Below are 11,539 nucleotides of genomic sequence, written 5' to 3'. Positions count from 1 at the left end.
GATTTTTATTTTTTACTATATAATATCCTAAAGGTTTTAATTTATCTAATATAGCACCTGTTTCTTCATAAGCTTCTCTTATAGCACATTCCTCAGGTGTTTCTTCTTTCTCTCTAATTCCTGCTGGTATTTCCCAACCTTGTCTTTTAAGATGATAAGACATTACAAAGTTTCCCTTATAAAATGGGAATACAAGACTACTATCACTATCAGACAAACTATTAACTGCATCTTGAGTAAAATTAATTTCTATATCACCATTTGTTCCTTTAATATTATAAATTAATTTCATAAACATCACCTTCTATTTAAGATTTTGTCCCTACAATAAATTATGTGAATTTACAAAAAGTGTAACTAATTACTTCTAAGTATATTTGTATCTATTTTTATTTTATCATACTTTTCTGAATATTTTATATATTTTAAAAGATTCCCTAAAAATTTAGGGAATCTTTTAAAATATACTTAAATTGAATTCTTTAGATAAATCCCTTAATATACCATATCCTCCTACCGAGTTACCCTTTTCATCTAAAGCTGGTCCAAAAACTCCTATTCCCATTTTATGTGGCACAACTGCCATTATTCCTCCACCTACACCACTTTTAGCTGGTACACCTACTTTAATAGCAAACTCCCCTGATGCGTTATACATACCACAGGTAACCATAAAAGTTTTCACAGTTCTTGCTATATGTTCTGAAGTAATTTGCTCTCCTGTATCAGGGATTATACCTCTATTAGCAAGAAATAAACCTATATTAGCTATATCCACACAGTCTACTTCAATAGAGCATTGTTTAAAATAAACATCTAAAACCTCTTCTACATCCTCTTCAATAATTCCTACATCTTTCATAAAATACGCCATTGCTCTATTCCTATCTCCTGTTCGTTTTTCTGATAAATATACTTCTTCATTAATATCTAATTTATCATTCCTTGATATTTTTCTAAACAAACTTAACAACCTACCAAACTTCTCCTCTGAATTCTTTCCTTTTATTAATGACGCTATTGCTATTGCACCTGCATTAATCATTGGATTTAATGGTTTTGAAGGAACCATAGTTTCTAGTTTTATAATAGAATTAAAAGCATCTCCTGTAGGCTCCATACCTACCTTTTCAAAAACCTTTTCCTCTCCGTTATCCATTAAAGCAAGCATAAGTGAAATAGTTTTAGATATACTCTGTAAAGTAAACTTCTTATTATAATCACCTGAATAATATAGATTTCCTTTACTATCTTTAACAGCTACACCTAAATAATCAGGATTAACTTTAGATAAAGCAGGTATATAATCAGCTACTTTCCCTTTTTTAGTTAACTCACTATTCTTTTTAACAATATTATCTATTAATTCTTGCATATGTATCAACTCCTAATCTTATGCTTTATTTCTAAATCTTCTACTATCATTCAACTCAATTATACAACATAAGAAAAGGTTTATCACGTTATATTTTATTCTCCTCTAAAGCAACTTCCGCCTATAAACTCTCTAATAATAGATGTTTTAGGTATATCTGATTCATAATTAGCCGATTTAAAGTAGCTTAAAAATTTTAACAATCTTTTACTTTCTGAATAATATTCATTTGTTCTATCTATCTCCTTTAATAAAGGCTCTGCATATTTCTTCAATATTGCCAACTCATATACTAATGCTGAGTTAAACATAACATCAGCTTCTTCTTGGAACGGAAAAATATTCTTTTCTTCACCTCTTCTAACAGAAGACCAAAGCTGTAATGTTTTTAGTGCATTATTCCCTCTATACTTAGCATCTCTAACTATTCTTCTTATAAGTCTAGTATCGGTAGTTGGAATTCGATTATGACTATCTATATTTAGTTGAGTAAGAGCACTTACATATATTTTAAACTTATTTTTATGGGGTATTAATGAGGTTAATTTTTCATTTAGTCCATGAATTCCTTCTATAAGTATAGGCTGGTCTTTATCTATCTGTACTTTATTACCCATATATTCACGTTTACCTGTTAAAAAATTATATATAGGTAATTCTACACTTTCTCCTTTCATTAAGTTTATCAAATCTTCATTAAATTGCTTTATATCTATAGCTTCTAAAGATTCAAAATCATAATCCCCATTTTCATCTCTAGGTGTATCCTCTCTATTTACAAAATAGTTGTCCAAAGATATAGAGATAGGTCTTTTACCATTTACCTTTAGTTGAATAGAAAGCCTCTCTGTAAAAGTAGTCTTGCCTGATGATGACGGTCCTGCTATTAAAACAACTCTTTTATCATTATCTTCAGATATTTTATCTGCAATATATGCTATCTTTTTCTCATGTAACGCTTCTGATATTCTTATAATTTCTTCAAAAGAACCATCTCTAATTTTATCATTTAAAGAAGCTACATCTCCTACTTCTAATATGTCTCCCCATTCTTCACTTTCTTTAAAAATTTTAGCTAATTTATTATGTGCCTCAAATTTAGGTAGCATAAAGTTACTCTGTTTTCTTGGAAATCTAATAATAATACCTGGTTCATAATATTTTAATGCAAATTTTTTAATATATCCTGTTGAAGGTGCTAGGTATCCATAAAATGTATCATAGTATCCATCTAAATTATATACATGTATATAGTCCTTTTCTCTATATTTTAAAAGTCTTAACTTATCTTCCATTCCCTGTCCTTGAAAAATTTCTTTTGCTTTATCAATGCTTATTTTTTCCCTTTTAATATCAATATCAGCATCTATAATCTCTTGCATTCTCTTTTCAATTGCTATTACTTCATCTTTGTTTAGTTTTTGTTGTTTATGTATTTCACTATATAGTCCCTTACTTAATGAGTGTTCTATTGTTACTTTATGGTCTTGAAATAAATCATTGCAGGCTTTTATGTAAATATAACTTAACGTTCTTATATATATCCTTAGGCCATCTTTATCAGTTATATCGATAAACTCTATAACACTATCCTTATCTATTCAGTAATCTAAATGCTTTATTTCATTATTTATTTTAGCACCCAGAAAATCTTTATGGGACTTCTCATTAACTTTTTTTATTACATTTTTTAACTTTTCACCTTTTTTAACCTCTACTTCACCCATACCCACTATATTCAAATTTATTGTCTCAACAATCTTACTCAATTTACATCTCCCCCCAATTGTTATTTGAGTAATAATACTAATTATTAAATATATAAGCGAATTCATTTTCAGAATTTAACTAAATTTTAGACTATTATATATAAGTATATAGCATTAAATTCTTTTTTTCCATAGGTTAATAAAAACTTTTATCTTATAATATAAGTATAAAAATGGAACGGAGAACTTTACCCCGTTCCATCAAGAACCAATTTATTACCTCAATTGATTGCTAGGCTCTGATATACTAGATAATGCATCTCCTGCTTCATTTATATAAATATCTCTTACTGCTAAGTCTCCTATTGAAACTATACCTACTAGTCTTCCATTTTCAACAACTGGTAATCTTCTAATTTGATTTTGAGCCATTATTTCTGCTGCTTCATGTATATCAGTATCTGGACTTACTGAAACCAAACCTGAAGACATAATATTTCCCACTTGCTCATTTACATCTTTTCCCTGTGATACATTTCTTAAAACAATGTCTCTATCAGTTACAATACCTACAGGTGTATTAGAACCATCACATACTGGCATTGAACCAACATTTAGTGACTTCATTTGATTAGCTACTTCTCTAATAGAACTATCTGTTCTTACTGATGTAACATTAGTTGTCATTATATCTCTTATTTTCAAAATATTCACCCTCCTTATTGTTATTCATATTTAGGATATGTAATTTTTAATTTTTTAAACGTCTTTAATTTAGACAAAATAAAAAGTGGCAAATAATGCCACTATAACTTATGTTCTATATTTAGTTAATAGTCATTTACTTAATCTACAATATATTAATAAAAATAAGCGAATACCTTATAGTAATTTGGTTAAAAAAATCATATATTTAATTTAAAAGTTTTATTAACTTCATCAAAACCCATTTTTTTATAAAAATTAATTGCTCTTATGTTTTGAGAATTTACATTTAGCCTAACATCATAAATCCTTTTTGATTTTAACCAATTTCTTACCTCTTTCATAAAACTTTCCGCTAATCCACTTCCTCTATACTCTTCATCAATATATATATCACTAATGTAACCTGTAACCTTTCTTTGAAAAATAGACGAAATTGTTTTTATCTCTACTCTAACAAATCCTATATATTTTCCTTTATCTTTAGCAATTAATATTAATCTATCAGCTCTATCAAAATCATCATTATATAAACTAATTAACACTTCTCTCCAATTTTGTGAAGGCTCCATATAGTCTTCAAATCTCATATGATAGTCTGATAATCTTTTCCACATATCTAATAAATAAAATATATCATTTCGTGTTGCTCTATATATATACAATAGTCTGCCCCCCTAGATACTATATACATAATATCCATACCCCTATATATACTATTCTATTATAACATTTTTGTTCTAACTTAAAAAACATCATTTACTATATTATGTAATATTTTCGGCATGTCAGCTTTAAATTCCTTGTTGTTTAAATATTTAAATTCCTGTGGTAGGCCTTTAAATACTATTTTATAAGCATGCAAAAATTGACTAGATAGTTTGTACTGGTCTTTAAATAATTCATTAATCTTTTCATTTCCATATTTATAATCTCCAATAATAGGATAACCTATAGAAGCTAAATGTGCTCTAATCTGATGTGTTCTACCTGTTATCAAATCGATTTCTAACAAAGTAAAATCATTATTGTTTTTTATAACATTAATTGATGTATGTATTTTTTTAGCTCCTTTTATTTTCTTATTAATAATTTTTACCCTATTAGCATATCTATCTTTTATTAAATATCCTTGTATCTCTTTATTTTGATTTAATTTATTTTTTACTAAAGTTATATAATATTTCTTTAATCCTCCCTTTCTTATTACTTCATTCATTATTTGAAGTGATTTATAATTCTTAGCACCAATTATGATTCCGCTTGTATTTCTATCAAGTCTATTGCAAATAGCTGGTACGAATGTCTTTTCCTTTTCTGGGTCATATTCACCTTTTTTATGAAGATAACTTATCAATTGCTTCACTATAGTATTTTTATTTTCGTTACTACTAGAATGCGAAAGTATTCCTTTAGGCTTATTTATTAATATAATATTTTCATCTTCATATACAATATCAAAGCTAACAGGTACTTCAACAATTTCATTTTTACCTTTGAATTTCGTTATAGTTTCTTCAGCTAAATATAATTGTAACTTATCTCCTTCTTTTATTATATCCTTTGGCTTAGCCTTTTTCCCATTTAACTTAATTCTTTTCTTTCTTAACATCTTAAATATAAACCCCATAGATGCTTCTTTAAAATACTTTTTTAAAAATTTATCTATTCTTTGATTAGCCTCGTTTTTATTGATTAAGATTTCTTTCAAATTTACCACCATTCCTTTATTCCTTAGTTATATTTTTATCCTACATATTATACAACAAAACTTTAGCTACTATCAAAATACAGAAACATTAATAATAGTAAATTATATACTTCATATGAAGATTTATTTTGTTGAAATGGTATAATATATTATGGTATTATTAGTTTAGATGGAATTGTTTAGGTAACATAATTTGCTTTTTTAGATATCAACTGACTTTAATTTTATTATATACTTATTCTGTCACAAAATAATACTAGGGGTGAAGAGTTTGAAAAAATTTTCGGAAAGTATGAAAGATTTTATATATGATATTAGCGATTTTATATTGATATTGATAATTATTGTAACTATGTTTGGAGTTATAGCTTGGAGACTAGATATTTTATTTGCTAATGAAATAGACAAGCCCATTATTGCAAATAATGATAATATACAACAATCTAACAATGAACCAAATCTAAATCAAAATTCCGAGCCTGACAATGATATTAGTACAGAAAACAATGTACATAATATCGATAACGATTCAAATATAAACGATACTGAAAATACAACTTCAGAAACAGACCAATCACAAGCTCAAGAAAATGAAGAACAATCTACTGAAGCTCAAGATGTAATTAAAACTACAATAGATGCTAGAGAAGAAACTAATAAAGTGATTACTGTAGTTATTCCAAAGGGAGCATTACCTAATAAAATAGCTGATATCCTATTAGATAATGATCTTATTGACAGTAAAAAAGAATTTTTAAATAAAGCCCAAGAACTAGAACTTGATACAAAATTACAATCTGGTGAGTTTAAAATAAAAGAAAGCAGTTCACTAGAGTCAATAATAAAAATAATAGCACGAAAAAAATAGGAGCTTAGATGCTCCTTTTTTCGTACTTGATATTAATACTTTTCGTTTATATAATCATCAATAAGTGAAGTTCTAATTCCCTCTTTAAATAGTCCTTCTTTTTTTAAAACATTTAATAACCATACACTCTTTGAATGGAATATTGCATACTCATAATCTTTTAATACAATTTCATATAATTTATTCATTAATTTTTTTGACTTTACCTTTATATAGTAAGCTTCAACGTTTTCATAATTCAAATGTTTTAACAATCTAAAAGTTGATTTATCCTTTTCATTATAATAATATTTACACTCGTCTAAATATAATCTATAATAACTTAAATGTTTACGCTGCTTTTTTATATCCATTGCCATCATATAATAATATTTTGCTAACATATTATAATACTGATAATTATATATTCCCTTTTCAAAACTATCAATTCTATCAAAAGGTTTTAATTTCATTTTTTGTATATAGTCAAAATTCAACTGTAGAAACTCTCTTTTATTGATATCTCCATTTTTAAACTGCATTATAAGAAAATCTCTATTCATAAAAAAACTATCAAAAATATTTTCATTCTTAGTATAAACCAATATAAACACCCTATCTAACTACAAAATTAATCTATAATAATTTTATTATAACATATTTTATATCCTATTTAATTTAAAAACATTTAGTTATTATCTTTTCTTTAGAACTAATTATTTAAAAATAAAAGATATTCAAGTTTTACTCTAATTATATAATACTTTTAATAAAATTTACAACAATATATTGCTTAACTTCTTATACTTGCGGGTTACTACACTTATTTTTATGAGTTTAATAATAATTATTGTTTTCTTGCAAATAATACACTATGGAGGTGATAAAATGAAATCTAAAAAATTTACAGTAAATAATATTGAAGGTGAAAATGACATTAATTACATAAGAAACACATTATCAAGTATGAAAGGTGTAAACGCAGTAAGAGTAGATACAGTTGCTAATACTGTTACTGTTGACTATGATGAAAATGCTGTATCAGCAAATCAACTTAATTCAGAAATTCAAAATTTTAATAATGATATTAGATAAAATTAGTTAAAGCAAATCACAATTTTGTGATTTGCTTTAACTAATTTTGACATTAACTATCCTTTAATAATTCTAATTCATCATCAGTTAATTCTCTATATTCACCCAGTTCTAACGTTTCATCAAGTCTAAGCTTACCCATAGATATTCTTTTTAAATAAACTACTTTCATCCCTAATGCTTTAAACATACGCTTCACTTGATGATATTTACCTTCCTTAATAGTTAAGTTAACCTTTGATATAGGGCCTGAACTTAAAATTTCAAGTTCTGCAGGCATCGTTTTATAACCATCTTCAAGTTCTATGCCTTTTTCAAATTCTCTTATGTGATTATCTTCAACCATTCCTTCTACTTCTACATAATATGTTTTATCAACATGCTTCTTAGGTGATAATAACTGATGAGCTAGCTTACCATCGTTAGAAATCACTAACAAGCCCTCTGTATCTTTATCAAGTCTTCCTATAGGAAATGGATTAAATATTCTATACTTTCCCTCAATTATATCTATAACGGTTTTATTTAAGGGGTCGTCCGTAGAAGATACAACTCCATTAGGTTTATTCATCATAATATATATATACTCTCTATATCTTACTATCTCCCCATCTATTTCTATTTCTGCTTTATATGGGTCAACTTTGATTTTGTTACTATTAATTGTTATTCCATCTACTTTTACTCTTCCATCTTTTATTATACTCTTTATCTCTTTTCTACTACCATAGCCCATATTTGAAAGTATTTTATCTAGTCTCTGTTTCTTAGACATATTATCCTCCTGACCTTTTCTTTATTTCATTCTCCATTCGGGACGATAGTTATTTTTTAAATGTTCTTTAGTTTGTTTACCCCAACCAACTGGAAACCCATCAATACAAACTAATCGCCATCCCTTTTCTCCGTTAACAAGTAAAGTTTCCCCCTTTAAATATTTTACAGCTTCAATACTGTCACTAGAAAAATTAATTGTATTACTAACCTGTTCTCTTTTTAAAGCCATTGCTAGTCCTTGGCTTGGATGAAATCTATTCTTTTTCAATTCTCCCATATATAATCCTAAATTCCCAAGTCTAAGTCCTGATATATCTGGTAAATCATTAGGTACTAAAAATAGTTTATTACATTTTAAATGTAAATTGCCTTGTAGGCTATCTTTTAAATATTCATTTTTAAAGTCAATAAAACTATCTATATTACCTTTATTTATTTTAAACGAATTTAAATTAAAAACATCACCATCTTTTTTTCTAAGTAAAGCAATAAAATGCCCTTCTCCTTTTATCTTATGTGGCCAAGCCCTCTTTGCTTTTGTTAATTCTTGATTTGCTTGTATCCATTCAGGTCTTCCGTTATCTATTTCATCTATATTCTTTATTTCCTCAATTTCAAACTCAGGATATTTATTTAAAAACCACTGTATGGTTCCCTCATTTTCCTCTGGTGAAAAGGTACAAGTTGAATATACTAGCTTCCCACCTGGCTTAAGCATTTTAGGTATCCAATCCAATATTTCTCTCTGCATACCACAACATTGATCTACTGAATAATTATTCCAATTTTTACTGGCTTTTGGGTCTCTTCTGAACATTCCTTCTCCTGAGCATGGAGCATCTACTAAAATTTTATCAAAATATGATTTAAACTTTTCAGCAAGATTTTTAGGAGATTCATTTGTAACAATACTATTTTTAATTCCAAAAACTTTTATATTTTTAGTCAAAGCTTTTACTCTTTTAGGACTAATATCATTAGCTACTAGTAGTCCTTCACCTTTAAGCTTTGCACCTATTTGTGTAGCTTTTCCTCCTGGAGCCGCACTTATGTCAAGAACCTTCTCTCCCGGTTTCGGGTCTAAAACTTCTACTGGAATCATAGCGCTAGGTTCTTGTATATAATATAATCCACAGTGATAATAAGGATGTTTACCCGGTCTGGATTTTTCTCCTATATAAAATCCTTCTTTAGACCATGTTACTTTTTCTAATTCAAATGGACTTATGTCTTTAAAGTCATTTACACTAATTTTTAAAGTATTGACTCTAATCCCTTTATAATGTTCCCTATCAAAACTTTTTATAAAATCTTCGTATTCGTCTCCTAATATTTTTTCCATTCTTTCTAAAAACTTTTCAGGTAAATTCACTTTTATCACCAACTTCTTGTTTTTTTGTAACTTCTTATCTTGTTGTTAAGCTTATTTAAATCTTTTTTATTTCTCTTTACAACAATTATATATTACATGTTTTTTGCCTAAAATACAATGTTCCATTAAAAATCTCTTTTATATTAACGTATATTTTTTTTTATTATTCCACAAACTAATTTTAGAAGATTAAAGAATTTAATCTTTTATTACAATCTCAACTATATATAATTCAAGGAGGCATTACTCTATGCATGTAAATAACTCAGATGAACATATTCATAGAGTGAAATGTACTGTTAATACTTGTCAATACTATGCAGAAGGTGACTATTGTACAGCTCCTTCAATAGAAATACAGCCTAGAAATGCAAAGGATACTCAAGAAACTGACTGTGCAACATTTAGACCATATCAAGGAATGAGAGGATAAAATTTAAGCGGCCATTTGGCCGCTTTTATATTATATAATTATATAATATAATTCTCTAATTCATTTGAAACTTCTTTTGGGTCACAAGAAACACTTATCACAAAATCTATATTAAACTTTTCACCTAATTCCTCTAATTCATCTAAAAAATTTTTTAGCTTTCTATTTTGTAATTTAACTATATTGTATAATCCATCAATATATATTTTTCGAATGTCATAATCCTCTGCTATAATTCCACATAAAAAGCCATGGAATGTTTCAGTATCTTTGATATCGAATTCCATGGCATTAATATACCTAATATTATGATTTAAATTTAATATATATTCACTATTATCCTCTATAAAAACAATGTCTCCGTCACTTGTTTTAATATCTTCATTAGCCATCTTAATTAATTCCTTTGTCTTTCCAGTTCCCTTTAGCCCACACATAATTTTAACCATCTCCATCACCTTCCCATCCATTTTATTATTTAAATATATTATTTTACTTCTATGTTTAGTACGAGTTTCCCTTCTAAATTTTCAGATTATTATTAAAATTTCTTCAGGGCCTTACCATTTAAATAATTACATTTTTTCCCTTGATAGGTTTCTCTTTGTTCCATCTCAGCTAAAATTTCGTCTTTTATCTTCCACCAACTAGTATTCCAATTAACAAAAAGAGTATTTTCCTTTGGAGCTCTTCCAAGCAATCTTTGGACTACAATATCTGGATGGAGATATTCTAAAAATGTTATTACACTTTCTATATAATCTTTTTTTGAATTTAACTTTACCTTATTCTCTTTATACATTTTACCAAGCACAGTATTCTCTACAATATAAAGAGAATGTAATTTTACATGGTTAACTTTTAAAGCCGAAAGAAGTTTTGCATTTTCAATAACATCAATTCTATTGTCCCATGGAAGATTAAGTATAAGATGTACACATATTTCAAATCCATATTTTTTTATCCTTAGGACACTATCTATAAACTCACTTAATGTATGTCCTCTGTTTATTTTTTTCAATGTATGGTAATTTACAGTTTGTAACCCTAATTCAATAGTTATATCTATGTCATGGTCTTTTTTAACTGTATCTAAAAATTCTAGATATTCGTCTGATATACAATCTGGCCTTGTAGATATAGATATTTCCACTATATCACCCATAATTGCCTGTTTAATTACTTTTTTAAATTCTTCTAATTCCATATATGTGTTGGTGAAATTTTGGAAATATGCAATAAATTTTTTTGCCTTATATCTCTTTTTTATATATTCCATATTTTTCAATATTTGTTCCTTAACCGGAACTGTATTTTCTATATTTTCAAATCCAGCACCTTCTTCTCCACAGAAAATACAACCTCCATATCCAACACAACCATCTCTATTAGGACATGTAACAGGAAGGTTTATAGGTAACTTATACACCTTTTCACCGTATTTTTCTTTTAAATATGTTGAATATACCCTATAAAATTTATTCTCTCCCATAATTATCACCTCTATTATTCTGT

Annotated in this window: 15 protein-coding genes; 3 read left to right on the top strand and 12 right to left on the bottom strand. The window is 27.3% G+C overall.

Going from position 1 to position 11,539, the window contains the following annotated elements:
- The 7 genes from L21TH_RS01715 to L21TH_RS01690 form a co-directional block, all read right to left on the bottom strand.
- Positions 1-292 (bottom strand): NUDIX domain-containing protein (locus L21TH_RS01715; protein WP_162138476.1); only part of this gene is annotated, 292 nt, incomplete at its 3' end.
- Between the two features lie 165 nt (positions 293-457).
- Positions 458-1,375: a glutaminase A gene (gene glsA, locus L21TH_RS01710; protein ID WP_006307528.1), complete on the bottom strand. Its 918-nt coding sequence runs from the start codon at positions 1,373-1,375 to the stop codon at positions 458-460.
- Positions 1,376-1,470: 95 nt separating this feature from the next.
- The gene (locus tag L21TH_RS01705) at positions 1,471-2,757 is read right to left on the bottom strand and encodes a uridine kinase family protein (RefSeq protein ID WP_006307526.1); all 1,287 of its coding nucleotides are present in this window, start codon (positions 2,755-2,757) and stop codon (positions 1,471-1,473) included.
- Positions 2,758-2,976: 219 nt separating this feature from the next.
- Complete coding sequence (locus L21TH_RS14890) at positions 2,977-3,144, bottom strand: hypothetical protein (protein WP_006307525.1); 168 nt, start codon at positions 3,142-3,144, stop codon at positions 2,977-2,979.
- 216 nt (positions 3,145-3,360) lie between these two features.
- Positions 3,361-3,798, bottom strand: coding sequence for a CBS domain-containing protein (locus L21TH_RS01700; protein WP_423219129.1), 438 nt, complete (start codon positions 3,796-3,798; stop codon positions 3,361-3,363).
- 191 nt (positions 3,799-3,989) lie between these two features.
- The gene (locus L21TH_RS01695; RefSeq protein WP_006307523.1) at positions 3,990-4,454 is read right to left on the bottom strand and encodes a GNAT family N-acetyltransferase; all 465 of its coding nucleotides are present in this window, start codon (positions 4,452-4,454) and stop codon (positions 3,990-3,992) included.
- A gap of 80 nt (positions 4,455-4,534) precedes the next feature.
- Positions 4,535-5,509, bottom strand: a complete 975-nt coding sequence (locus L21TH_RS01690; RefSeq protein ID WP_423219130.1) for an RluA family pseudouridine synthase — start codon at positions 5,507-5,509, stop codon at positions 4,535-4,537.
- 262 nt (positions 5,510-5,771) lie between these two features.
- On the opposite strand from L21TH_RS01690, the gene L21TH_RS01685 reads away from it, so the two are divergent.
- Complete coding sequence (locus L21TH_RS01685) at positions 5,772-6,368, top strand: MltG/YceG/YrrL family protein (protein ID WP_006307506.1); 597 nt, start codon at positions 5,772-5,774, stop codon at positions 6,366-6,368.
- A gap of 32 nt (positions 6,369-6,400) precedes the next feature.
- Here L21TH_RS01685 and L21TH_RS01680 read toward each other — a convergent pair whose 3' ends face one another.
- Positions 6,401-6,961: a DUF6648 family protein gene (locus L21TH_RS01680; protein WP_242826489.1), complete on the bottom strand. Its 561-nt coding sequence runs from the start codon at positions 6,959-6,961 to the stop codon at positions 6,401-6,403.
- 274 nt (positions 6,962-7,235) lie between these two features.
- Between L21TH_RS01680 and L21TH_RS01675 the strand changes: the two genes are divergently transcribed.
- Positions 7,236-7,442 carry a heavy-metal-associated domain-containing protein gene (locus tag L21TH_RS01675; RefSeq protein ID WP_006307502.1) on the top strand — a complete coding sequence of 69 codons (207 nt, stop codon included), beginning with the start codon at positions 7,236-7,238 and terminating at the stop codon, positions 7,440-7,442.
- 52 nt (positions 7,443-7,494) lie between these two features.
- On the opposite strand, the gene L21TH_RS01670 is transcribed toward L21TH_RS01675, so the two are convergent.
- Positions 7,495-8,217 (bottom strand): pseudouridine synthase, encoded by a 723-nt coding sequence (locus L21TH_RS01670; protein WP_006307496.1) that lies wholly within the window; start codon positions 8,215-8,217, stop codon positions 7,495-7,497.
- Between the two features lie 21 nt (positions 8,218-8,238).
- On the bottom strand, positions 8,239-9,591 hold the full coding sequence (locus tag L21TH_RS01665) for an RsmB/NOP family class I SAM-dependent RNA methyltransferase (RefSeq protein ID WP_006307495.1): 1,353 nt from the start codon (positions 9,589-9,591) through the stop codon (positions 8,239-8,241).
- A gap of 250 nt (positions 9,592-9,841) precedes the next feature.
- On the opposite strand from L21TH_RS01665, the gene L21TH_RS01660 reads away from it, so the two are divergent.
- Positions 9,842-10,024: a DUF1540 domain-containing protein gene (locus L21TH_RS01660; protein ID WP_006307494.1), complete on the top strand. Its 183-nt coding sequence runs from the start codon at positions 9,842-9,844 to the stop codon at positions 10,022-10,024.
- Between the two features lie 38 nt (positions 10,025-10,062).
- Here the strand turns inward: L21TH_RS01660 and L21TH_RS01655 are convergent, their stop codons facing one another.
- A complete protein-coding gene (locus L21TH_RS01655; RefSeq protein WP_155848287.1) occupies positions 10,063-10,479 on the bottom strand; it encodes a hypothetical protein in 417 nt (138 codons plus the stop codon).
- Between the two features lie 86 nt (positions 10,480-10,565).
- Positions 10,566-11,516 (bottom strand): tRNA modification radical SAM protein MnmL/YtqA, encoded by a 951-nt coding sequence (gene mnmL / locus L21TH_RS01650; protein ID WP_006307483.1) that lies wholly within the window; start codon positions 11,514-11,516, stop codon positions 10,566-10,568.
- Positions 11,517-11,539 lie beyond the last annotated feature (23 nt).

Origin of the sequence: Caldisalinibacter kiritimatiensis, from assembly GCF_000387765.1 — a bacterium.
GTDB lineage: Bacteria > Bacillota > Clostridia > Tissierellales > Caldisalinibacteraceae > Caldisalinibacter > Caldisalinibacter kiritimatiensis.
Note: the sequence above shows the minus strand (reverse complement) of the source record. Positions and strands in the feature narration are given on the sequence as shown.

What these genes read in the sequence shown, in the direction of transcription:
- glsA (WP_006307528.1), bottom strand. Translation starts at nt 1,375, where the DNA reads ATGCAAGAATTAATAGATAATATTGTTAAAAAGAATAGTGAGTTAACT.
- L21TH_RS01705 (WP_006307526.1), bottom strand. Translation starts at nt 2,757, where the DNA reads ATGCAAGAGATTATAGATGCTGATATTGATATTAAAAGGGAAAAAATA.
- L21TH_RS01675 (WP_006307502.1), top strand. Translation starts at nt 7,236, where the DNA reads ATGAAATCTAAAAAATTTACAGTAAATAATATTGAAGGTGAAAATGAC.
- L21TH_RS01670 (WP_006307496.1), bottom strand. Translation starts at nt 8,217, where the DNA reads ATGTCTAAGAAACAGAGACTAGATAAAATACTTTCAAATATGGGCTAT.
- L21TH_RS01660 (WP_006307494.1), top strand. Translation starts at nt 9,842, where the DNA reads ATGCATGTAAATAACTCAGATGAACATATTCATAGAGTGAAATGTACT.
- L21TH_RS01655 (WP_155848287.1), bottom strand. Translation starts at nt 10,479, where the DNA reads ATGGAGATGGTTAAAATTATGTGTGGGCTAAAGGGAACTGGAAAGACA.
- mnmL (WP_006307483.1), bottom strand. Translation starts at nt 11,516, where the DNA reads ATGGGAGAGAATAAATTTTATAGGGTATATTCAACATATTTAAAAGAA.